Source organism: Shewanella sp. Isolate7 (genome assembly GCF_022398425.1).
GTDB lineage: Bacteria > Pseudomonadota > Gammaproteobacteria > Enterobacterales > Shewanellaceae > Shewanella.
The window spans coordinates 1-21,368 of record NZ_JAKEVJ010000065.1; the positions used below are offsets into that span (position 1 = coordinate 1).

The 21,368-nt window shown below is 56.6% G+C and carries 21 protein-coding genes; 9 read left to right on the plus strand and 12 right to left on the minus strand.

Translation table 11 applies throughout. The features are described from left to right. Nucleotides 1–182, plus strand: a 182-nt coding sequence (locus L1D47_RS15535; RefSeq protein WP_239884345.1) for a hypothetical protein, incomplete at its 5' end; no start/stop codon positions are given. A 1-nt stretch (nt 183) separates the two neighbouring features. Here the strand turns inward: L1D47_RS15535 and L1D47_RS15540 are convergent. Further along, nucleotides 184–1,515 carry an alpha/beta fold hydrolase gene (locus L1D47_RS15540; RefSeq protein ID WP_239885944.1) on the minus strand — a complete coding sequence of 444 codons (1,332 nt, stop codon included), beginning with the start codon at nt 1,513–1,515 and terminating at the stop codon, nt 184–186. Nucleotides 1,516–1,675: 160 nt separating this feature from the next. Here L1D47_RS15540 and L1D47_RS15545 point away from each other — a divergent pair, with 160 nt between their 5' ends. The 7 genes from L1D47_RS15545 (at nt 1,676) to L1D47_RS15575 (ending at nt 9,444) form a co-directional block, all read left to right on the plus strand. Beyond that, entirely contained in the window at nt 1,676–2,320 is a 645-nt protein-coding gene (locus L1D47_RS15545; protein WP_239885945.1) for an MBL fold metallo-hydrolase, read from the plus strand. A gap of 172 nt (nt 2,321–2,492) precedes the next feature. Further along, complete coding sequence (locus tag L1D47_RS15550; protein ID WP_239885946.1) at nt 2,493–3,539, plus strand: XdhC family protein; 1,047 nt, start codon at nt 2,493–2,495, stop codon at nt 3,537–3,539. After that, a complete protein-coding gene (locus tag L1D47_RS15555; RefSeq protein ID WP_239885947.1) occupies nt 3,536–4,255 on the plus strand; it encodes an NTP transferase domain-containing protein in 720 nt (239 codons plus the stop codon). Before L1D47_RS15550 ends, L1D47_RS15555 begins: the two co-directional genes overlap by 4 nt. Nucleotides 4,256–4,465: 210 nt before the next feature. Beyond that, the gene (locus L1D47_RS15560) at nt 4,466–4,954 is read left to right on the plus strand and encodes a (2Fe-2S)-binding protein (RefSeq protein ID WP_239885948.1); all 489 of its coding nucleotides are present in this window, start codon (nt 4,466–4,468) and stop codon (nt 4,952–4,954) included. Continuing rightward, on the plus strand, nt 4,951–7,194 hold the full coding sequence (locus tag L1D47_RS15565) for a molybdopterin cofactor-binding domain-containing protein (protein ID WP_239885949.1): 2,244 nt from the start codon (nt 4,951–4,953) through the stop codon (nt 7,192–7,194). The genes L1D47_RS15560 and L1D47_RS15565 overlap by 4 nt, the downstream gene beginning before the upstream one ends. A gap of 235 nt (nt 7,195–7,429) precedes the next feature. Beyond that, complete coding sequence (locus tag L1D47_RS15570) at nt 7,430–7,924, plus strand: DUF1097 domain-containing protein (protein WP_239885950.1); 495 nt, start codon at nt 7,430–7,432, stop codon at nt 7,922–7,924. A gap of 71 nt (nt 7,925–7,995) precedes the next feature. After that, complete coding sequence (locus L1D47_RS15575) at nt 7,996–9,444, plus strand: methyl-accepting chemotaxis protein (RefSeq protein WP_239885951.1); 1,449 nt, start codon at nt 7,996–7,998, stop codon at nt 9,442–9,444. 59 nt (nt 9,445–9,503) lie between these two features. Here the strand turns inward: L1D47_RS15575 and xthA are convergent, their stop codons facing one another. From xthA to L1D47_RS15590, 3 genes are read right to left on the minus strand one after another with little or no spacing between them, the layout of a single operon-like run. Continuing rightward, entirely contained in the window at nt 9,504–10,313 is an 810-nt protein-coding gene (gene xthA / locus L1D47_RS15580) for an exodeoxyribonuclease III (RefSeq protein WP_239885952.1), read from the minus strand. Nucleotides 10,314–10,337: 24 nt separating this feature from the next. Further along, nucleotides 10,338–10,637 carry a YciI family protein gene (locus L1D47_RS15585; RefSeq protein ID WP_239885953.1) on the minus strand — a complete coding sequence of 100 codons (300 nt, stop codon included), beginning with the start codon at nt 10,635–10,637 and terminating at the stop codon, nt 10,338–10,340. Further along, nucleotides 10,637–11,182, minus strand: coding sequence for a septation protein A (locus L1D47_RS15590; protein ID WP_041511106.1), 546 nt, complete (start codon nt 11,180–11,182; stop codon nt 10,637–10,639). Before L1D47_RS15590 ends, L1D47_RS15585 begins: the two co-directional genes overlap by 1 nt. 374 nt (nt 11,183–11,556) lie before the next feature. On the opposite strand from L1D47_RS15590, the gene L1D47_RS15595 reads away from it, so the two are divergent. Continuing rightward, the gene (locus L1D47_RS15595; protein WP_239885954.1) at nt 11,557–12,759 is read left to right on the plus strand and encodes an HD-GYP domain-containing protein; all 1,203 of its coding nucleotides are present in this window, start codon (nt 11,557–11,559) and stop codon (nt 12,757–12,759) included. Nucleotides 12,760–13,032: 273 nt separating this feature from the next. Here L1D47_RS15595 and L1D47_RS15600 read toward each other — a convergent pair whose 3' ends face one another. The 8 genes from L1D47_RS15600 to L1D47_RS15635 all read right to left on the minus strand — a co-directional run bounded on the left by L1D47_RS15600 (nt 13,033) and on the right by L1D47_RS15635 (nt 21,301). Next, on the minus strand, nt 13,033–13,545 hold the full coding sequence (locus L1D47_RS15600) for a CIA30 family protein (RefSeq protein ID WP_239885955.1): 513 nt from the start codon (nt 13,543–13,545) through the stop codon (nt 13,033–13,035). An 80-nt stretch (nt 13,546–13,625) separates the two neighbouring features. Continuing rightward, nucleotides 13,626–14,231, minus strand: coding sequence for an HAD-IA family hydrolase (locus L1D47_RS15605; RefSeq protein WP_239885956.1), 606 nt, complete (start codon nt 14,229–14,231; stop codon nt 13,626–13,628). Between the two features lie 341 nt (nt 14,232–14,572). Then, on the minus strand, nt 14,573–15,376 hold the full coding sequence (gene trpA / locus L1D47_RS15610) for a tryptophan synthase subunit alpha (protein WP_239885957.1): 804 nt from the start codon (nt 15,374–15,376) through the stop codon (nt 14,573–14,575). Then, nucleotides 15,369–16,577: a tryptophan synthase subunit beta gene (gene trpB, locus L1D47_RS15615; protein WP_239885961.1), complete on the minus strand. Its 1,209-nt coding sequence runs from the start codon at nt 16,575–16,577 to the stop codon at nt 15,369–15,371. Before trpB ends, trpA begins: the two co-directional genes overlap by 8 nt. A gap of 47 nt (nt 16,578–16,624) precedes the next feature. Continuing rightward, nucleotides 16,625–18,076: a bifunctional indole-3-glycerol-phosphate synthase TrpC/phosphoribosylanthranilate isomerase TrpF gene (gene trpCF, locus L1D47_RS15620; RefSeq protein ID WP_239885958.1), complete on the minus strand. Its 1,452-nt coding sequence runs from the start codon at nt 18,074–18,076 to the stop codon at nt 16,625–16,627. After that, the gene (trpD, locus tag L1D47_RS15625) at nt 18,076–19,131 is read right to left on the minus strand and encodes an anthranilate phosphoribosyltransferase (RefSeq protein ID WP_239885962.1); all 1,056 of its coding nucleotides are present in this window, start codon (nt 19,129–19,131) and stop codon (nt 18,076–18,078) included. Before trpD ends, trpCF begins: the two co-directional genes overlap by 1 nt. After that, nucleotides 19,125–19,736 carry an aminodeoxychorismate/anthranilate synthase component II gene (locus tag L1D47_RS15630; RefSeq protein WP_239885959.1) on the minus strand — a complete coding sequence of 204 codons (612 nt, stop codon included), beginning with the start codon at nt 19,734–19,736 and terminating at the stop codon, nt 19,125–19,127. The genes trpD and L1D47_RS15630 overlap by 7 nt, the downstream gene beginning before the upstream one ends. Then, nucleotides 19,733–21,301, minus strand: coding sequence for an anthranilate synthase component 1 (locus tag L1D47_RS15635; protein WP_239885960.1), 1,569 nt, complete (start codon nt 21,299–21,301; stop codon nt 19,733–19,735). The genes L1D47_RS15630 and L1D47_RS15635 overlap by 4 nt, the downstream gene beginning before the upstream one ends. Nucleotides 21,302–21,368 lie beyond the last annotated feature (67 nt).

Consider the following 21,368-nt stretch of genomic DNA (forward strand, 5'->3'; position numbering starts at 1 on the left):
ATCTTCAATTTATTGCGCTGTCGATTACAGAAAACAAACAAGTGCCCATTACAGGGCTCTTGTCGCAAGCTATAAGCAACAATGTTACTCAAACCATCTATCGACTTGCGCATATCAGTGATGCCGCATATCAAAGTGACATCAAGCCGGGTACTGTTATTAAACATATTGTCCTCCTATAAATCAGAAGAACAATGATGGTGGCTGATAGCTAAAATATGAAGGTGCAGTTTGTCGGACGCTTACATTAATCCCAATCAACCTATCCAAAATATGCTCTCCATCCATGCGGATGCCATTGTGCTCATATTCTGAGGTGAGCCAGTACCTCAGGTTCCCCACCTGAGCGGCGGTCTCCAGGCTGTAATTCATTTCCACAAACATATCTTCGCTATAGATGGCCGCGGCCACAGGCACCTGGTTGTCGGCGAGTTTCGCCGGATCGTACAGCATGGGCCAGTCGGCCTTGTCGGCCAGCAGGTGGGCGGCGTGTTTCAGCGGTTTGAGGTTGGTGAACTGATCGAAAAACCAGGGATAGACCATCTCGCCGGTGAACAGGAAGGGCTTGTCTGCCTGGTAGTTAAACTCATCATAGCTTTGTCTTACCCGCTGGGCTGCCCAGCTCGAGGCGCCTTGCTGACAATAGATGCTCTCGTGCAGCAGGGCGAAGATGGGGTTGGTGTTAAAGTCCAGCAGCTGGCAGAAGTGGGCCAAGAACAGCGGATTAACCTGAGTGCCCTGGGCGGTGTCGATGAGCGCCTGCTCCAGCAGGTAATAGACAGGCTCGCCGCCTTGCTCCATGCCGATGTTGATTCCCAGTAGCTGCAACATCTCTACTGTGAGTCGCTCGCCGGTGGCGATCCGCACCTCGTTCTCTTGTATATAGGTCGCCAGGCGTTTCACCAAGTCCTGCGCGTCGGGGAATCGGGCGAAGAAGTCCTGGTTCTTGGCCAGCACTCGCTTGTAGGTGGCCTGATAGACCTCATCGGCGCTGCGGGTGAGCGAGGGGATGCCGCCCGTGATATAGGCCTCAATCAGACCTTGAGGCGCATCGTTTAAGTATTTGAGTACGCAGAAGCCGCCGAAGCTCTGGCCGAGTATGCTCCATTTTTCATCGCCTATCAGCTGCGCGCGGATAAGCTCGGCATCCTTGATGATGCTGTCGGCGCGAAAATGGCTCAGGTAGTCGGCCTGGGCCTGTGAGTCGAGGTGCGCGAGTGAAACATAGTTGATGGGGCTCGACAGGCCTGTGCCGCGCTGATCCAGCAGCAATACGCGATACTCCTGTAGGGCGCGCTTTATCCAGCCGCCGTTTGCCGCGGGCCGGATGGCGCCAAAGCCAGGGCCACCCTGGAAATAGACCAGATAAGGCAGCTGGCTGTCTTTGTGTTCTGGGGCCACGAGTTCGCGGGCGAACACCTCGATGGTTTCGCCATCCTTTGCATTGTGATTCAGTGGCAGAGAAAATTGATGTTTGCGGCAGTGGATGCCGGCGAGGCGTTGAAGGTCTGACATGATGAGCCTTTATTGTAAATTTTATGCGCCAGTGTGAGGCAATGGGGTACTAAATGACGCGGATAGGTTATCCTAGATCAATCTTTTTGTCAGTGCCGTTAGTGAATCCCACCGCGATCACTTAATCTATGCCGAGGTGGATGAAAGTGGAAAGAATAAGATGAAGTATCAAATTGTGCCTGTGACGCCTTTTCAGCAAAATTGCAGCATCATCTGGTGCGAAAAAACCAAGCAGGCCGCTGTGGTCGACCCCGGCGGCGACATAGAGCGCATCCAGCAGCAGCTGACGCAACATGGCCTGACGCTAGAGAAAATACTGCTAACCCATGGGCATATCGACCATGTGGGCGGCGCCAAGGCGCTGGCGGATGCCACGGGCGTGCCCATTATTGGCCCTCACAAGGATGATGCCTTCTGGCTCGAGACCCTGCCGCAACAGAGCAAGCACTTTGGTTTTATGCCGGTCGCGGCCTTTGCACCTGCGCAGTATCTTTGTTCGGGCGATAGGGTTAGCGTCGGCGAGCAGACCTTAGAGGTGCTGCATTGTCCAGGACATACGCCGGGCCACATCGTATTTTACAGCGAGCCCGATAAGCTGGCCTGGGTGGGGGATGTGCTGTTTAAGGGCTCCATCGGCCGCACCGATTTTCCTCAGTCGAGTCATCAGGCGCTGATCCACTCCATCACTCAGGTGCTCTGGCCCCTGGGACGTGAGGTGAGTTTCATTCCGGGCCATGGGCCTGTCTCGACCTTCGGCGCCGAGCGACAACAAAACCCCTTCGTGGCGGATCAACTGCTGAACTGATCGGGTTATCTGTTAGTTAAACTGCGCGGCTCGCTCGGGCCGCGTTTCCTTTATGTGAAATCTTTTGCAACGCTTTGCGTCTGTTTTCTTATTTCCGTGTCTGCTAGGTTAGGTCATTAGCATTTGTTAATTGCTTAATTTTTATAACAGACTTGTTTGAGAGACACGGAATATGTCACATCACATCGAAGATCTGCTTAACGCCTGGTCGGCGGCGCCCCACGATGATTGGGTGCTGGCCGTGGTCACTCATGTAGAGGGCTCAGCCTACCGCAAGGTGGGTGCCATGATGCTGATCCATGGCATGGGCAAGAGTGTCGGACTCGTCAGCGGCGGCTGCCTGGAGGCTGACTTGCGTCGCCGCGCCCAGCGGCTCATTCAGACGGAGCAGGCGGCCAGCGTCTGCTATGACGCCTCTGATGAAACCGATGCCAGCTATCAGCTGGGATGTGGCGGGCTGATACGGCTTATGTTGGTGCCCCTGTGCGCCGCCAATCATTATCTACATTTTCACGCCTTAAAAGATGCCCTGGCGACACGGGGGCAATGTCATTATCAGCTGCCACTCATCGATGAATCTCTATTGCCTGGTGCCCCGAGTGCGCTGAGCGTCCAGGTGTGGTGCGACCAACGTGCCGTGGATGATGCCCATGGCGGCTGTCAACTGAGCGACTTTTCCCGCCCCGGCGTCCTACCGGGTGAGCTAGCCAGTCTTATCATTCCCCTGCGCGAGCGGCATCGTATCGCCATCTTTGGCGGCGGCCTGGATGCCCAGCCCGTGTGTCAAATTGCCCAGCAGTTGGGCTGGCGAGTGGATGTTGTCGACCGGCGCACCAGCTATGCCAGGGAGTATGATTTTGTCGGCGCCAACATCATCAAGCAGCCAGTTAATGAGCTGCCCCAGAATTTCTGGACCCGTCTCGATGGTGCCATAGTCATGCAGCATAACCTAGAGCTGGATGCCCAGGCCGTTGCGGCAATTCATCAACACGCGCAGCAGCTTAGCTACCTGGCGCTGCTGGGTCCTGGCCACAGACGTGACAGGGTGTTGGCCCTTGCCGGGCTCGACGCGACAAGCTTTAACGCCTATTTCTCGGCGCCGGCCGGCCTGGTGTTAGGGGGCGAGCTGCCGGCTTCGATCGCGCTCTCTATATTGTCCGAATGCCACGGCGTGCTGCACGGCGCCAAACGCATCGCCCTCAAAGAGGTGATGGCATGAAGGTGGATACCTGTATCGAAGGCAAGGTGATGATAGCCCTGTTGGCCGCCGGTGAGAGTCGTCGCTTCGGCGGCGTGAAGCTGGCGCAATCTCTGTCTAGTGAAGCCAATGAACTGGCATGCGAACTGGCATGCGAACTGGCATGCGAACAGGCTGGTGCCCCTTTAATCAGCCAGTCCTCAGAGACCCTTATCGGCCATCAATACCAAGCACTGAATGAGGTTGCGAACAGGCTTGGGGCCATTCTGGTGGTGGTCACCGGCGCCCATCACCAGGCGATCGCCAGTTGCCTGCCGCCATCGGTAACCTTGCTGCATAACTCAGATTGGCAAGGGGGGCTTGGGCACTCGATTGCCGCCGCGGCCCGGGAGGCCAAGGCGCGCCGGGCCGAGTCCCTGCTGATCGCCCTTGGGGATCAGGTATTGCTTGATACTGAGGATTACCTGGCGCTGTTTGGCGCGCGCTGCAGGGCAAATATGCGGGTTTGTGCCTATTATGAGTTAACCCTAGGGCCGCCCGCGCTGTTTCATTATGACGATTTTGAGGCGCTTTCTGGGTTAAGCGGCGATCGCGGTGCCAAAGGGCTCTTGTCCCGGCGCTACCAAGAGGGCGCCCTTATCGCCATGGCGATGCCTGATGCCAGCGTCGATATCGATACCCGATCTGAGTTAGTGGCCTATCGGGCGAGGCGTAGCGAATGCGCTAACGACAATTGAGCGCCCGATAGCCATCTAGCGGGTTTAAGCCCGGCAGATGCAGGCTAAACAAGCACATTCAAGCTAAGCCTGTGCAAGCTAATCCTGTGGAAGCTAAGTCTATGAAAAATCAGCTTTTACAATCCGGGCTGTACCAAATGCTTTTTTACAAAATAAGTTACTAAAAATAAGGCCGTTAACCTTACCCCTTTGGTCAACAAGGAGAAACCGATGTCCCAATCTCAACTCGGACTCAAGATAAATGGAAAAGATTACACCTTAGATGCCGATCCCAACATGCCCGTGCTCTGGGCCATCAGAGATCTCCTCGGGCTGACAGGCACCAAGTATGGCTGCGGCGCGGGGCTGTGCGGCGCCTGCACCATACATGTGGATGGCGAGCCCGCCAGGGCCTGCCTGACCAGCCTAAAGCAGGTACAGGGCAAGCGGGTGACCACTATCGAGGGGCTCAAGGCCGATGGCCTCAAGCAGGCCTGGCGCGACAACAACGTGCCCCAGTGTGGCTACTGTCAGGCGGGGCAACTCATGTCGGCCGCGGCCTTGCTGAGCCAGTATCCTCAGCCCGATGATACCCAGATCGAGGAGGCCATGGTGGGCAATCTCTGTCGCTGCGGCACCTATACCCGCATCAAGGCGGCGATCAAGCAGGCGAGTGCTACAGCCGAACGTGTAGCCAGCACAAGGGAGGTGGAGGCATGAGTCAGTTCAGCGCGGTACAAAATTTTAGTCGCCGGGATGTGTTAAAGCTGTTTGGCGCCGCCGGTGGCGGTCTGGCCCTCGGTGGCAGCGGCCTGGCCTGGAGCCCGATGGCGCTGGCACAAGACGGCGAGGCGCGCCTCAACCTGTTTATTGCCATAGGCGAGGATGACAAGGTGTATCTCACCTGCCACCGCTCCGAGATGGGGCAGGGGATCCGCACCGGCATTCCTCAGGTGTTGGCCGATGAACTGGGCGCCGATTGGGACAAGGTCGTGGTGGTGCAGGGGCTGGCCGATAAGCGTTACGGCAGTCAGAACACCGATGGCTCACGCAGCATACGCAAGGGCTTCGACAAGATGCGTGAGATGGGCGCCATGGCGCGTACCATGCTGGAGCAGGCCGCGGCCGAGCGCTTGAAGGTACCGGTGGCCGAGCTGCACACAGCCGATAACAAAGTGCATCACCAGGCCTCTGGTCGCAGCTTAAGCTTTGGCGAGCTGGCGATGGCGGCGGCCAAGTTGCCCCTGCCCGAGGTGAAAGGGCTTAAGCTCAAGTCCGCCAAGGCCTTTACCCATATCGGCAAGGGCCACACCATAGTCGACATGGAGGCGATATTAGACGGCAGCGCCGAGTATGGTTTCGATATCCAGCTCGATAACATGCTCTATGCCAGCATAGTGCGTCCGCCCGTATTGGGCAGCAAGCTGGCCAAGCTTGACGACAAGGCCGCGAGAGCCGTTGCGGGCGTGGTGGATGTTATTACTCTGCCTGGACATCAGGGCGCCCCAAGCTTCCAACCTTTAGGCGGCGTAGCCGTGCTGGCCACCAACTCCTGGAGTGCGGCCCAGGGACGTAAGGCGCTTAAGATCGTCTGGAGTGAATCACCAAACGATGATCATGACTCCGGCGCCTATCTTGCGCAGCTTAAGCAGGCGGTGCAAAAGCCTGGTAAGGCGGTAAGACAACAGGGGGAGCAGACCCAGAGCTGGCCCGTGGATAAGACCATAGAGGCGGTCTACAGCGTGCCCTATCTGGCCCATGCCATGATGGAGCCGCCAGCGGCAGCCGCGAGTGTCACCGACAAGGGCGTGGAGATCTGGGCATCGACCCAGACGCCCCAGAGTGCTCAGGGCACAGTGGCAGCGGCGCTGGGGCTGAAGGCCGAACAGGTGACTGTGCATGTGACGCTGCTTGGCGGCGCCTTTGGTCGTAAGTCCAAGCCCGACTTCTGCGTCGAGGCGGCGCTGCTGTCTCGCCAGGCGGGGCGGCCGGTCAAGGTCTGCTGGAGCCGCGAGGATGAGCTGCAAAACGGCTACCTGCACGCCATCAGTGCCCAGTATTTCAAGGCCAGGGTGGGCGACAAGGGGGTCGAGGCTATGCTGCAGCGCACCGGCTTCCCCAGCATCAGTTCTACCTTCGCCGAGGGGGTGGATGAACCCAGCGCCTCGGAGCTGGATCTGGGTTTCGTCGATGTGCCGCTGGCAATCGACAGCCTGCGCTGTGAGTCGGTGAAGGCCAGCGCCCATACCCGTATCGGCTGGATGCGCTCGGTATGCAACATTCAGCATGGCTTCGGCATAGGGGTATTTGTCGATGAGCTGGCGGTGAAACGCGACCTGGACATCTTTAGCATGTGGCGCGAGCTACTGGGCAAGAACAGGCAAGAGACCTTTAGCGATCAAGAGTTTAACTACGGCAACTATGGTGAGACCCTGGCCCGTCACCCAGTGGACACCGCCCGTTATAAGGGGGTGATCTCAGCAGTGGAGCAGAAGGTGAAGCAGCTGCCCAAGCCCGAGGCGGGACAAGGCTGGGGCTTCGCGGTGCATCGCAGCTTTACCGCCTATGTGGCGGCCGCGAGTCTGGTGGAGGTGAGCGAGGATAAGCAGCTTAAGGTGCTCAAGACCATCATCGCCATCGACGCCGGTACCCTGGTTAACCCTGACAGGGTGGCCTCTCAGCTCGAAGGTGCTGTGATGTTTGGCTTGAGCATCGCCCTGATGGGGCGGATTAGCTTTAAGGATGGCCGGGTGGAGCAGTCTAATTTTCATGACTATCCGCTGCTGCGCCTGAGTCAATGCCCTGAGATAGAGACCATCTTAGTGCCATCTGAGGCGCCGCCGGCCGGGGTGGGCGAGCCTGGAGTGCCGCCCATTGCGCCCAGTATCGTCAACGCCATCTACGCCGCCAGTGGCGTGCGGATCCGCGATCTGCCCTTGAGCGATCATTTCAAGATCTAGTCGCTATCCATAGATACGCTGTAGACCATTAGAGCCAGTCGTTATATCGACTGGCTTTTTTATCACCACGCTTATGCCATTGTTAAGCGATTTTTTTGTTCTTTTACTACAAATGACGTCAAATTTTCAATTCAATAACATTTAATCCGGTTTATTTGGCCTAGATCCTGTTTTTGTCATTCATTTTGGAGTAATTTAACCAAAAATAATATTCCAATGTAATGAGGGGTCATACATGGAAAATCGTATGCAGGTCGCATTGTCTGCAGGGTTACTTGCTGCCGTTTGGGCAGGGGGCGCCGATGCATTTCACTTAGTCACTTGGGTTGGCTTTCTCGCGTGTAGCACCTTCTTCGCTCAGCCAAAGGCGGGTTTTCAAGGGGTGCTGATGACTTGGTTCACCAATCTCTCCGGCGTGTTCTGGGCCTGGGTGGTGATTTCTGGTAGCAGTTATTTCGAGACGCCACTGGTGGGTTACCTGTTAACGGGTGTCGTCACCAGCCTGATGTGCCTGCAAGCCAGCTATCAGCGACTCGCCTTCATTCCTGGCGCCTTCATCGGCTGCTGCATCACCTTCGCCCTAGGCGGCGATCTGGCGGCCATCCTGCCGCCGCTGGTTATCGGCGCGCTCCTAGGTTATGCCATGACGCTACTGACGGGGCAGATGGTGGCCTTTACCGCTAAGACCATACCCGCGATAAAGTTACGCCTAATCAAGGCTCAAGAATAAAAACTGTGCTTAACTTGATTTGGTAGAACCAAAGAAATCGTCAATTTAGTCTGATAAACAAGTGGGTTTCCATGAAAGCTATCCAGTTTAGAAAGATAGATGCCTTGCTGATCAAACTCAGCCTTAACGGTAAATTTTGGGTGGTCTGCACTATGGTGACGGCCATTACCCTGACCATCGCCTTGCTGAACTTAAACGCCGCCACCAACCAGCTGCATGCCGGGTCGGCGGCCAGGGTGCAGGCCAGCGTCGACAGCTATGCCAGGGTCGCCAGCCAGATGGGCTTAAAAGGCGAGGCGCTAGGGCGTTTTGCTCAGGATAACGGTCTGAGACTGGCATCGAGCGACGAGCAATCGCGCCGAGGCTATAATGTGACCGCCAGTGCACCGGTCGCGGGGCAATATTTGCAGCTGAGTCAGGATGTCACCGCCTGGGAGGCCGAAGGCAAGCGCGATGCCTGGTGGATGCTGTGGGTAGCCTTGATCGCCCTCTATCCTCTGTATCAGCTGAGTTACTGGATCTCCACCTCATTGGGTGGTGGCCTGTGGGACATGTATATCGCCATTAAGCGGTTGGCCGATGGCGATCTCTCCTTTAGGCTGAATTTCTTTGGTAAGGATGACTTTAGCCTTATCGCCCGCGAGATCGATCGCAGCGCCGATAACATGAGTGAGATGGTCAAGGCCATAGGCAACAATGCCCAGACGCTGGCCAATGCCTCCGATGAGTTTAATCAGCAGGCGAAGCAGAATGATGAGCTGGCGCAATTTCAGCATCAGTTTCTCGACACTGTCGCCGTGGCGATGGATCAGATGACCGCCGCAATCGAAGAGGTGTCCCATAATGCGGCCAACACCTCAGATCATACCAAGCATAATGCGACGGCCGCGGCCGACAGTAAGCAGCGGATCGCCGAGGCGGTGCGTCGTATCGGTCAGCTGACAGGCCAGATAGATGCGGCTTCCAGCGCGGTGGAGCAGCTGTCGGGCAATGCCACTGAGATTGGCGCCGTGGTCACCACCATTAACGGCATCTCTGAGCAGACTAACCTGTTGGCGCTCAACGCGGCAATCGAGGCGGCGCGCGCCGGCGAGCAGGGCCGAGGCTTTGCCGTGGTGGCCGATGAGGTGCGTACCCTGGCCGGACGCACTCAGCAGGCGACGGTGGAGATCCAGTCGATGATCGAAGGCCTGCAGTCTGGCTCGGGCCAATTGGCCGATATCACCCATGAGATTGTGGAGCAGGCCGAGCTTGGCCGGTCCGCTATCGAGTCGGTCGGCAGCGACGTCGATACCATGGCCGATTCTATCGATCAGGTGTTCGATATGAGTTCGCAAATTGCCGCATCGGCAGAGGAGCAGAGCGTGTCGGCGCGGGATATCGCCTCTCAGCTCAATGAGATCCGCGATCAGTCCCAGACCATCAAGGAGACCGCAGAGCGCTCGGTGATCCTGGCCAGTGAGTTGCAGCAGTCTTCGGCCGAGCTGGATGGGATCCTGTCACAGTATCGCTTGCAGTAGTTAGGCTGCCATACCCAATAAAAAAGGCGCTCATGGCGCCTTTTTTATTGCTGACAGAATTAGTCTTGGAAGCTGCTCCAGATCGGGGCATGATCCGACGGTTTCTCGATACCGCGCAGATCATAATCTACGTCAGATTCGGTCAGGCGCTCCGCCAGAGAGGGGGTCGCCAGGATCACGTCGATACGTAGGCCACGGTTGTCGTCGAAGCCCTTGCTGCGATAGTCGAACCAGGAGTAGCGCTCGCTGCGTGCCGGATGCAGCTGACGGAAGGTGTCAATCAGTCCCCAGTCCAGCAGGGTTTGTAGCCACTGACGCTCTTCGGGCTGGAAGCTGCACTTGCCTGTCTTCAACCAACGCTTGGCGTTGGCTTCGCCGATGCCGATATCCAGATCGATAGGCGAGATGTTGATGTCGCCTATGATGGCGATATCTTCATCCGGGCTGTGATGCTGCTGCAGATACTGCATCAGATCCTGGTAGAACTTGCGCTTGGCCGGGTACTTGGTCTCATGGCTGATGTTCTCGCCCTGGGGAAAGTAGCCGTTAAGTACCGTCAGTTGACGGCCGTAGGCCTGGGTAAAGGTGCCCATGATCATTCGGCGTTGTGCCTCTTCATCATCTGTGGGGAAACCTTTCTGAACCTTGACCGGGGCCTGCTTAGAGAGCATGGCGACGCCATAGTGGGCCTTGCCGCCATGGTAGTGTACCTGATAGCCCATGGCTTCTACTTCGGCCAGCGGAAAGGCCTCGTCGTGCACCTTGGTCTCCTGCAGGCCAATGATATCCGGGCTGTGAGTGTCGATCAGCGCCTGTAGCTGATGCAGTCTGGCCCTGAGACCATTGATGTTAAATGAAACAATTTTCAAGAGCTTGCTTCCTAAATATTGGTGTTAAGGGAGTACGCGCTTAAAGGGTTTTACGATGACGCTCTGGTAGACACCGGCGACTACATAAGGGTCTTGGTCTGCCCAGGCCTGAGCCGCTTCCAGTGAGTCGAACTCGGCGACCACTAGTGAGCCGGTGAAGCCTGCTTCACCCGGGTTGTCGCTGTCGATGGCTGGATGTGGACCGGCGATCATCAGGCGACCCTCGTCAGACAGCGCCTGCAGGCGTGCCAAGTGATCAGGACGGGCTTGAAGGCGTTTTTCTAAGCTGTTTTCAACATCTTGAGATGAGATCATGTACCACATTATTTGAGTTCCTTTTTATGTTCTTCAGGCATATGTTTGTAGAGGTAAACCACAGTGACTACTGTGTTGATCAGTGTCAGAGCCGTCAGGCCAAACACCTTGAAATTGACCCAGGTTTCCTGAGACAGGTTAAAGGCGACATAGATGTTCACCAGACCGCAGGCAAGGAAGAAGGTGACCCAGTACCAGGTGACCCGAGACCAGATTTTGTCGTCGACAATCAGCTCCTTACCCAACATCCCCTTGAGGATAGGCTTATTCAGATATTGACTCACGGCCAGCGCGGTGGCGAACAGGGCATAGACCACTGTCACTTTCCATTTGATAAAGGCGTCGTCATGCAAGACTAAGGTGAGGGTGCCGAAGAAGCTCACCATGGCGAAGGTGATCAGGTGCATCTTCTCTATCTTCTTATAGAGGAGATAGGTGACGATCAACTGCAGTGCGGTGGCCGCTATCAGGGCGCCGCTGGCGATATAGATGTCGAAAAACTTATAGACGGCGAAAAAGATCACCAGAGGGAGAAAGTCGAGCAGTTGTTTCATGTAGGCAAGTTCACCAAACAAGGAAGTAAGATGGCTGGCAGTGTAACATGCCTCTTGGGTGGGGCAAACGGTGCGGCGCGGTGAAACCGGCGCAAATGCGATGAAATTTCCTTAATCTGGGTTAGCGCACACACAGGTTTTATTGTCGCTGTTGCTCTTTTGGGCAATCACGCAGCTGGGATATTGTGATTGTTTACTCTATGTTAATGATTATTGATGAGATTTTTGATTTACCTCAAATCTTGATGATTTTGAAACGCAGTTTTTTGTTAAAGCTTGTGTTACATTTTTGCAGATGATGCCAAGCTGTTTATGTGGGCCTTGGCGCATCACAGCAAGCAGTGAATTTCCTCCTGGGGGCGGGCGTACAGCATATGATAGTGGAACTGGATGTTTCGGAATTGACCGTTGGTATGTATGTGGTTGAGATCACTCAGCCCAAGGGCAAGTTTCAACTGGCGGAGCAGGGATGGATCAATAAACAACAGGTGATAGACGGATTTAAGCACAAAGGCATCGAAAAGTTATTGGTCGATGCCAGTAAGCGACGCGTGCCGCAAACCGCTCCGGCTCAGGAAAAGCAAGCTAGGCAGATAGCGCCTTCCGGGGCAGCAAAGCAGACTCTTGGGTTTTTTAAACGGCGATTGACCGAGGCCAAGCAGTTGTTTAATGAGTCGAAGGCGATACAGAGACGCCTGTTCGACGATGCGCAAAATGGCGTGCCCCTGACCCTTGAACCGGTAAAACGGGTCACCGAGCAGTCTATCGAGGCGATATTTGATAATCCCGATGCGCTGGCCTGCGTGATCAACATACGCCATAAGGATCAGTACCTGCTGGAGCACTCGGTGGCCGTGTCTGTGCTGATGACGATTTTTGCCTGCTACCTCAAGATAGATAAAGAGATAGTGCGAGAGCTGGCGATCGGCGCCTTCTTACACGATGTGGGTAAGATCATGATCTCCCCCAGCATACTCGACAAGCCGGGCCGGTTAACGGCCGAGGAGTTCGAGGTGATGAAGACCCATGCCAATCACTCCATCAGTATCATAGAGAATACCCCCAACATCAGCCCCCTCAGCCTGGAGGTGGCCAGGCTTCACCATGAGAAGCTAAACGGTAAGGGGTATCCTTTTGGCGTCTCTGCCGAGGCGATCTCCCGTTACGGGCGGATGATCGCCATCTGTGACATCTTCGACGCCCTGACCGCCAATCGCTGTTACAAGGCGGGTTATCCTCAGGTGAAGGCCTTTAGCATCCTAAGGGCGCTAGGGGAAAATAATGAGCTGGATAGTGAGTTGGTGGATCATTTCATCAAGTGTATGGGGGTCTATCCCGTGGGCTCACTGGTACAACTGGAGTCCAATCGACTGGCGATTGTCGAGAGTCATAACCAGCATGATCCCATTCGTCCCAATGTGAAGCCTTTTTACTGCCTCAATCCCAATCACTTCGAGGTCTCGGCCAATATCGATTTGGCGGCGATGCGCGATGACATCATAGTGAAGAATGTGCGCGCCGATGACTTCGATCTCAATATGGATGAGATCATCGAATTTCTCTCCCACGAGGGCTAGGGCCTGTTTATCTTGCAGGTTTAATTTTTGTTCGATCTAAACGCGTTTTGCTCAAGGCGCATGCGGTGCGGCATAGTTATTCTATGTAAATAGCAGGCAACAAAGGGCAAGGCGCGTTTAGATGAACCCTTCGGGCAGCTTTTGTAGGCCATTTCTACGGCGTTATCGCCCGCTCATGTAGAATAACTACACTATACGGACTCTGCCTTGTATAAATAACCTACAAAATGCTGCAGAAACAAACAGGAAAGGTCAACAGGCCCTAGGGCTGTGCTATTGAAAGCCGAGGTGATTCAATTGCAGTTCGAACTCTCCGGTCTGGCCTTCGCCAATCAGCAGGCCGACGGCGACTAGCTGGGTGAAATCTGGATGGGGGCGATCTGGATAGTCGCTGCCGCGAAAGGTCTCGATAAAGTCCTCAGGCGCAAATGACCAGCGTTGCTCCTTAGCCGTCTGGGTCGCAAAGTTGGCCTTGTACCCCACCAATTGCCCCTGTTTTAGCACTTTTAGCCTGAGCTGATAGCGCTTGCCATCGCCCAGGGCTGAAAGGTTTATTCGACTTGGACTGCCTTGCTGCACCAGGTGTTGCTCTTCCTGGTTCAGGGTGCGTGACACCGATGCAAAGCCGCCGTTGTTTTCCAAAGACACCTTGCCGCTGAAGCGCAGCTTATGGGGTTGCCCCTCGCCGACGACTTCACTTAACTGACTCTGGGAACGCCCGCCCATCACGCCGTCGTTGATGATCTGCCAGTGGCCGGGGTGACTCAATAAGGCTAGTGTGTGCATCTTAGTCTCGGCTCCTTGGGTTGTAATAAGGCTCATGGGTAGCAGGATACTCGCCAATGACAGGCTGCCAACAAGGTGAGCTAGGCGCATAGCGAGATGGAGGGCAGGGCCCTATGCAGCGCCATCAGATCTTTGAAGATGAAACTGGCGCCGTGCTGCTCGCCATAGGATCGTTGCGCGGTGAGCAGTACCGATGGCATGCCTGCTCGCTTGGCGGCCTGGACATCATAGTGATGGTCGCCGACATAGGCTATCTGCTGTGGTGGCAGCTGCCAGGCCTTCGCTAGCGCCAGCAGACAGCTGGGATCGGGTTTGGCCGGGCCATCGTCGCGGCTGTAGATGAGGTCTATCGGTAGCTTGCAGCGCTCTATCTTTAACTCGGCGGCGCGGCGACTGTTGCGGGTGACAATGGCCGTTGGGATCTGTTGCAGGAGTAAGAAATCCAGCAGGGCTAATGCGCCGGTTAGCGCCTCGGCACTCATAGCGTCCAGGTGCTCCGCCCGTGTGATGATCTTGTGCGCCTCGGCCGAGCGCATCGATGGCAGCTGCCTCACGAAGGTGAGAATATCCTGATCTAACGGGCAGCCGACCGCCTGCTTGAGCGCCTTGAAGTCGAGCGAGCTGCTCACCAAGGTGCCGTCGAGATCGAAGATCACTCCCTTAAACAAGTTGTCAAAGCTTTGCATGGCGCGTCCTTATGTAAAATGGCGATGCGGGCTACTGGGTTTTGCAAAGTAGCGGTTAACAGATGGCCGTTAAAAAACGCTTTTAGCGCAATAGAGTAAGTATAGGCCTTGGCCACCTATTGCTCCTGTTACTGTAAATCTTGTTCAGTATTCAAGGGACTGAGGATGAGTGTTGAATCTATCTCCTTCAGCTTGGAATATTTGGGCTAGATAGGTGGCTGTAAGGGTTACGGCGACAGGCGATGAAAGGATCAGTGCTATGGCCATGATGGATAAAAAAATCCCCGCACGGGGCGGGGATGGTAATGCATCTTCTGAGCTGTCTGGTGTGAAACTTAAGCTTAGGTTGCCGCCTTCATCTCGCGGGTGAACTTGGCTAAGGCGCCGAGCAGGGCCTGTTCATCGTCTTGATGGGCCTCGATGATCTTCACCACTGCCGAGCCCGAGATGGCGCCCGCCGCACCCGAGGCGATGGCGGCCTCAACCTGAGCCGGCTCGGCGATACCGAAGCCCAATATGGGCGGCGGCGCATCGAAGGCTTTGAGTTGGGCCAGGATGTCATCTAGCGGCATGCCTGCCTTAGACTCAGTGCCGGTTACCCCGGCGCGTGAGAGCAGATAGGTGTAACCCTGACCCTGCTCGGCCACCTGGCGTAGCGTCTGCTCATCGCCGTTAGGCGGCGCGATAAAGATAGGGGCAATGTCGTGGGCCTTGGCCGCGGCAATGAAGGGGGCAGCCTCTTCAACTGGCACGTCGGCGATCAGCACAGAATCTACGCCGGCGGCCTTTGCCTTGGCATAGAAGGCTTCGACCCCGTTGGCATACACCAGGTTGGCATACAGCAGCAGGCCGATGGGCAGCTCTGGGTATTTGGCGCGCACCGCTGCGATGATCTCGAAGCAGGCGCCCGGCGTGGTGCCTGCTGCTAAGGCGCGCAAATTTGCTCCCTGGATCACTGGGCCATCGGCGAGGGGATCGGAGAAGGGAAAGCCCAGCTCCAGCGCGTCGGCGCCATTCTCTACCAAGGTCTCGATGATCTTCAGTGACAATGCTCTGTTAGGGTCGCCTATGGTAACGAAGGGTACAAATGCACCGCGGTTATTGGCTTCTAGTGCGGCAAATGCTGCCTGATAACGGTTACTCATTGCCGCTCTCCTCGTCGGTTGTTTGTTGCTTTTCTAAGATATCGGCAACGGTGAAGATATCCTTGTCGCCACGGCCAGACAGGTTAACCACTAATAGGGTTTCCTCTGTGGCGGCTTCGGCCAGCTTGATGGCATAGGCCAGCGCATGGGCCGATTCCAGCGCGGGGATGATCCCTTCGCTGCGCGCCAGCAGCTGGAAGGCTGCTAAGGCTTCGTCATCTGTGGCTGACTCATAGGTGGCGCGGCCGGTTGCCGCCAGATGGGCGTGCTGCGGGCCCACCGATGGGAAGTCTAACCCGGCAGAGATGGAGTAAGACTCTTCAATCTGCCCCTCTTTGTCTTGCATCAGCGGCGCCTTCATGCCGAAGAAGATCCCCGTCTTACCGTGTTTGAGGGGCGCGCCATGTTTGGGGGTGTCTATGCCGAGGCCTGCAGGCTCGACACCGATTAATTTTACCGATGGCTCGTCGATAAAATCGGCAAACATGCCGATGGCGTTTGAACCGCCGCCGACACAGGCGATCACCGCATCGGGCAGGCGACCTTCACGCTCGAGGATCTGCGCCTTGGTCTCTTCGCCTATCATACGTTGAAATTCACGCACTATGGTGGGGAAGGGGTGTGGCCCGGCGGCAGTGCCTAGCAGGTAGTGGGCCTTGTCGTAGCTGGCGGACCAGTCGCGCATCGCCTCGTTACAGGCATCTTTTAGAGTGGCTGAGCCTGAGGTGACAGGGATCACCTCGGCGCCCATCAGACGCATACGGAACACGTTGGGTGACTGACGCTCGACGTCTTTGGCGCCCATGTAGACCTTGCATTTTAACCCCAGCAGGGCGCAGGCCAGTGCCGTGGCGACACCGTGCTGTCCGGCGCCGGTCTCGGCGATGATCTCTTTCTTGCCCATGCGCTTGGCCAGCAGCGCCTGTCCCAGCACCTGGTTGGTCTTGTGGGCACCGCCATGGAGCAGATCTTCACGCTTGAGGTAGATTTTCACCAAGGGGTTGGGGCTGAGGTTACGGGTCAAGGTGAGGGCGGTCGGTCTGCCGGCATAGTTTTTCAGCAGATCGGTAAACTCGGCCTGAAAGCTCGGATCGTTTTGCGCCTCGACGAAGGCGGCCTCGAGCTGCTTGAGGGCGGGCATCAGGATTTGCGGGACAAACATGCCGCCATATTCGCCGAAATAAGGGTCCAGCTTAGTCATCATAAAGCTCTCTCTATAGGGCGGCGCCATATATGCGCCGCAAAAGGTTAATATTTTCTCAAGGCTGTGAAGGTTAGCGCGATCAACTCAGCATCTTTGATGCCGGGCGCCGACTCTAGGCCAGAATTAAAGTCCAGACCGAAGAAGCCCTGCCTGGCGGCGTCGAAGGCGTTGCCTGCGTTAAGCCCACCGGCCAACATGGCGCTCGCCTTTTCGGGCAATTGTTGCTGCCAGTTAAAGGCCTGACCAGTGCCGCCAAATTGCACGCCGTTTGGCGCCTGTGTCTTGCTGTCGTAGAGCAGGCGATCGGCATTGGCTGGCGTGGCGGGGGCTTGGCAATCGTCGCTATCGACGCTGACGGCTACCGCTTTCCAGATCTGGGTCTGGCAATCAAGTTCGTTTAGCTTGAGTCTGAGCTGATCGATATCGTATTCGCTCTCCTTGCCGTGAAGCTGCACGGCGAAGAGATTGAGGCGCTTGGCCAGTTCGGCAATGGTGCCCGGCGCTTCGTTTACGAATACGCCGACGAAGTTGAGCGCCTTACCTGTGTTTCGCTGCTGCTCGACCAGGCTTAGCGCCTGCTCTGGGCTGACATAGCGGGGTGATTTCTCGGCGAAGATCAGGCCGCCATAGATGGCGCCCGCCTCGGCTACGGCGCGCACATCTTCGATGCGGGTCAAGCCGCAGACCTTGTTGTGACCCAGGGTGAGCGTGCGACAGGCGAGATCCAGATCTGGCTCGGCCATCAAGGAGCTGCCCACCAGGAAGCCATCGACCAGCGGGCTTAGGCGTCTCACCTGCTGCTGAGTGTAGATCCCCGATTCGCTGACCACCACGCGGTCGGCCGGGATGTGCGGCGCAAGCGCCTCCGTGGTCGCGAGATCTGTGGTGAGATCCCTCAGATTGCGATTGTTAATTCCTATGATGGCGGCATCCAGCGCGATGGCGCGATTGAGCTCTTCCTCGTTACTGACCTCGGTCAGCACATCCAGTTGGTACTGTGCGGCCAGGCTCGCGAGCTGTTGATAGCGTTCATCATCGAGCACAGATAGCATCAGCAAAATGGCATCGGCGCCTTGATGGGCCGCCAGTTTCACCTGGTAGGGATCGACGAAGAAGTCTTTACATAAGATGGGCTGGGTCACCCGGGCACGCACTTTTGGCAGGTAATCCATGTCGCCCTGAAAAAACTGCTCGTCGGTCAGTACCGAGATGGCGGCGGCGTAATGCAGGTAGACATCGGCAATGGCTTCGACATTAAAGTCTTGTCTGATGAGCCCTTTTGACGGGCTGGCCTTCTTGCACTCGAAGATGAAGCCAGCGTTGGGTGCCTTGAGGGCCTGATACAGGCTGCGATCCGACTGCTTTGGCGCTAACGATGCCTCGGGAAAGCGTTGCTTGAGGGCGGCAATATGGGCCGGTTTGGTGTCGACGATACGGGTCAGCACATTGCTGATTGTCGATGAACTGTCGATTGGGTTGTTTACGCTCGCTTGCATCAGTTACTTCCTTGCTGGTCACTTTGGCTCGCGCTAGCAAGCTGCTGGAGTAGGGTGTATGCCTTGCCGCTGGCCAAGGTGTCGAGTGCCAGCGCCGTGCCTTGCTGTGGGCTGTCACAGCAGCCTGCCACATAGAGGGCGCAGCCAGCATTTGCCGCTACCGCCTCAGTGTGCGCCAATTCTCCTTTGCCTTGCAATATGGCGCGGGTGATTTCGGCGTTTTCGGCAGGGCCTGCACCGGCCAGATCAGTTATTTGCGCGCGGCTGAGTCCCAAAGCTTCGGGTGAGAGGTAATATTCGACTATCTCGCCCTGTTTTAACTCACATACCAATGTTTCGCCATGCACCGCCACTTCATCCATGCCGCTACCATGCACCACCATGGCGCGTTTGACATCCAGCGCCTTGAGTACGTCGCAGATAGGACGCACCAGCATCTGATCATAGACGCCCAGCAGCATATAGTCGGGGCGAGCCGGATTGATGAGGGGCCCGAGCAGGTTAAACAGGGTGCGGGTCTTCAGCGCCTGACGTACCGGTACCGCATGGCGCACGCCGCCGTGGTAGTGGGGAGCAAACAGGAAGCAGAGGCCCAGTTCGTCGAGACAGTCTCTGGCGGTTTCCGGTGCCATGGTGAGATCTATGCCAAACTGCGCCAGCAGATCCGACGAGCCCGACTTGCTCGACACGCTGCGATTGCCGTGCTTGGCGACCTTGGCGCCCGCTGCGGCGGCCACAAAGGCTGAGGTGGTGGAGATATTGATGGTGTTATGGCCGTCACCGCCGGTGCCGACGATATCCACTATGCCCTGGGAGCGCGTGGCCTCGCTGGGAACAGGAAAGGTCTTGGAGGCCTGCAGCAGCGCATCGGCCGCGCCTGAGATCTCATCTATGGTCTCGCCGCGCATCTTCATCGCCACTAACATGCCTGCCATGGCAACCGGGTCCATCTTGCCTGCTACTATCTCGCTAAACAGTGCCTTGGTCTCTTCGCGGCTAATGGATTGTCCTTGATAGAGGCTGTCGAAAATCGGCTGTAGTTCACTCATTACAATACTCCTTGGCCGCGGTTTAACTGGGCGTCTTGGGTCAGGTAGGTCAATGTCTGTGTCAGCAGCTGGCTGCCGAGTGTGGTCAGGATTGACTCGGGGTGGAACTGAAAGCCCACCGCTTTTACGGTTTTATGGGAGATGGCCATGGGCATCTCGTCTGTGGTGGCGATCACCTCGAGGCAGTCGGGCACTCTGGTGGCCACCAGACTGTGATAACGGGCGACAGGGAGCGGCGAGGGTAGGCCGGCAAAGATCCCTTGACCATTGTGCTCGGTTGGGCTGGCCTTACCATGGACCACTTGTTTGGCGCGTTCCACCTTGCCGCCGAAATGCTCGATCATCGCCTGATGGCCGAGGCAGATCCCCAGCATAGGTACCTTGCCCGCCAAGAGATCGATGAGCGCCATCAGGCAGCCCGCCTCATGGGGGGCGCCTGGGCCGGGTGATAACACTAGCGCCGCCTTATCTTGCTCTTGTAACAGCTTGTCGGCGATAAACTGGGCGTCTAAGTCGTTGCGGTAGATCACCACCTCGAAACCCAGGCTGCGGAACTGATCCACCAGGTTGTAGGTAAAAGAGTCGAAATTATCCAGTAGGTAGAGCTTCATTGTCCGCCTCCCATCTTGATGGCTGATATGACCGCCTGGGCCTTCTGGCGGGTCTCGTCGGCTTCGGCCTGTGGGTCTGAGTCGTAGACCACGCCGGCCCCGGCTTGAATATGGGCCTGCCCATCTTTTACGAAGGCGGAGCGGATCACTATGCAGGTGTCCATGTCGCCCAGGCCATTGAGATAGCCCACGGCGCCGCCATAGCTGCCGCGGCGGGCCTTTTCGGCGCCGCGGATCAGCTGCGCCGCGCTAACCTTAGGGGCGCCGGTGAGTGTGCCCATGTTCATGCAGGCCTGATAGGCGTGCAGGGCATCGAGATCGGCTCTCAGCTGGCCTGTCACTCGGCTGACCAGGTGCATCACGTGGGAGTAGCGGTCGACCTTGAGTAGCTCGGCCACCTTACGTGTGCCGCTTTGGCTGATGCGGGCCACATCGTTACGGGCCAGATCCACCAACATCAGGTGTTCGGACAACTCTTTCTTGTCCAGGCGCAGCTCCAGCTCGATACGGCTGTCGAGATCGAAGTCGATATCGCCATTCGCGGTCTTGCCGCGCTTGCGGGTACCGGCGATGGGGTAGATCTCGACCTGATTGGTGCTGGCCTCATACTTGAGGGCACTCTCTGGCGAGGCGCCAAACAGGGTAAAGTCATCGCCGCGAAAGTAGAACATGTAGGGGCTGGGGTTGGTCTCTCTTAGGGCGCGGTAGGCGCCCAGTGGGCTTGGGCAGGGAAGGCTGAAGCTGCGCGAAGGCACCACCTGAAAGATGTCGCCGGCGACGATGTGAGACTTAAGATCTGTCACTATGGTCTTGAACGCTTCATCGGAAACATTGACCTCGGCTTCACCATCGACAGGAGATAGTGGCGCTATCTCAGGAAGCGAGCCGCAGGCTTGGCTGAGCTGGGCGCGTCGCTCGGCCAGTGTCGCCGCGACTGATGATGTCTTAACATCGGCCTGCTGGGTAAAATCATGGCTGATGATGTCGGCGCTGCGGGTTTGGTGATCCACCAGAATAAGGGTTTCCGCCAGATAGAAGAGATAGTCGGGGCAGGTATTGGCGCTTTGGCTCACCTTGGGCAGCGGCTCTACCGTGTCGATAAGATCGAACGCCAGCACGCCGCCGAGAAACAGGCTCTCGAATTGGGCATCATCGCCCATGTCGATATGCTTTATCAGGGTGCGCAGGCCATCTAGGGGTGAGGTCGACTTTAATCTGGCATCTTCATCCAGTAGGCCCGCATCCTTTTGCAGGGTAAGGGTTAAGGTCTTGCCTTCAAGTTGACGCTCGTCGCTGCCGAAGAAGCGGGCGATGGGGGCGAGTAGCGCCTGACCACTGTCGCTCAGCGCGGTGAAGCTGAGCTGATAACCTTCACAACGTATGGCCAGGGCGGCGTGGGTCATGATGATGCTCTTGAGGTGATCCTTACTGTCTATCTCAGCCGATTCCAGCAACATGGTATGTGCCGCATCTTGCGTCAGATGCTGATACAGCTGGAGAGGATCGTCATGATAGGTGATCCGCTCCTTTATGGTGTTGACGCTGGCCAGAAACTCTTGCCCCATATTTGCGCTCCTACTTGCCGGTAGTGGACTAACTCGATTGTTTGTTTGGGTTAGTCGTGTATAAATC

What these genes read in the sequence shown, in the direction of transcription:
- L1D47_RS15540 (WP_239885944.1), bottom strand. Translation starts at nt 1,515, where the DNA reads ATGTCAGACCTTCAACGCCTCGCCGGCATCCACTGCCGCAAACATCAA.
- L1D47_RS15545 (WP_239885945.1), top strand. Translation starts at nt 1,676, where the DNA reads ATGAAGTATCAAATTGTGCCTGTGACGCCTTTTCAGCAAAATTGCAGC.
- L1D47_RS15550 (WP_239885946.1), top strand. Translation starts at nt 2,493, where the DNA reads ATGTCACATCACATCGAAGATCTGCTTAACGCCTGGTCGGCGGCGCCC.
- L1D47_RS15555 (WP_239885947.1), top strand. Translation starts at nt 3,536, where the DNA reads ATGAAGGTGGATACCTGTATCGAAGGCAAGGTGATGATAGCCCTGTTG.
- L1D47_RS15560 (WP_239885948.1), top strand. Translation starts at nt 4,466, where the DNA reads ATGTCCCAATCTCAACTCGGACTCAAGATAAATGGAAAAGATTACACC.
- L1D47_RS15565 (WP_239885949.1), top strand. Translation starts at nt 4,951, where the DNA reads ATGAGTCAGTTCAGCGCGGTACAAAATTTTAGTCGCCGGGATGTGTTA.
- L1D47_RS15570 (WP_239885950.1), top strand. Translation starts at nt 7,430, where the DNA reads ATGGAAAATCGTATGCAGGTCGCATTGTCTGCAGGGTTACTTGCTGCC.
- L1D47_RS15575 (WP_239885951.1), top strand. Translation starts at nt 7,996, where the DNA reads ATGAAAGCTATCCAGTTTAGAAAGATAGATGCCTTGCTGATCAAACTC.
- L1D47_RS15585 (WP_239885953.1), bottom strand. Translation starts at nt 10,637, where the DNA reads ATGTGGTACATGATCTCATCTCAAGATGTTGAAAACAGCTTAGAAAAA.
- L1D47_RS15590 (WP_041511106.1), bottom strand. Translation starts at nt 11,182, where the DNA reads ATGAAACAACTGCTCGACTTTCTCCCTCTGGTGATCTTTTTCGCCGTC.
- L1D47_RS15595 (WP_239885954.1), top strand. Translation starts at nt 11,557, where the DNA reads ATGATAGTGGAACTGGATGTTTCGGAATTGACCGTTGGTATGTATGTG.
- L1D47_RS15600 (WP_239885955.1), bottom strand. Translation starts at nt 13,545, where the DNA reads ATGCACACACTAGCCTTATTGAGTCACCCCGGCCACTGGCAGATCATC.
- L1D47_RS15605 (WP_239885956.1), bottom strand. Translation starts at nt 14,231, where the DNA reads ATGCAAAGCTTTGACAACTTGTTTAAGGGAGTGATCTTCGATCTCGAC.
- trpA (WP_239885957.1), bottom strand. Translation starts at nt 15,376, where the DNA reads ATGAGTAACCGTTATCAGGCAGCATTTGCCGCACTAGAAGCCAATAAC.
- trpB (WP_239885961.1), bottom strand. Translation starts at nt 16,577, where the DNA reads ATGACTAAGCTGGACCCTTATTTCGGCGAATATGGCGGCATGTTTGTC.
- trpCF (WP_239885958.1), bottom strand. Translation starts at nt 18,076, where the DNA reads ATGCAAGCGAGCGTAAACAACCCAATCGACAGTTCATCGACAATCAGC.
- L1D47_RS15630 (WP_239885959.1), bottom strand. Translation starts at nt 19,736, where the DNA reads ATGAAGCTCTACCTACTGGATAATTTCGACTCTTTTACCTACAACCTG.
- L1D47_RS15635 (WP_239885960.1), bottom strand. Translation starts at nt 21,301, where the DNA reads ATGGGGCAAGAGTTTCTGGCCAGCGTCAACACCATAAAGGAGCGGATC.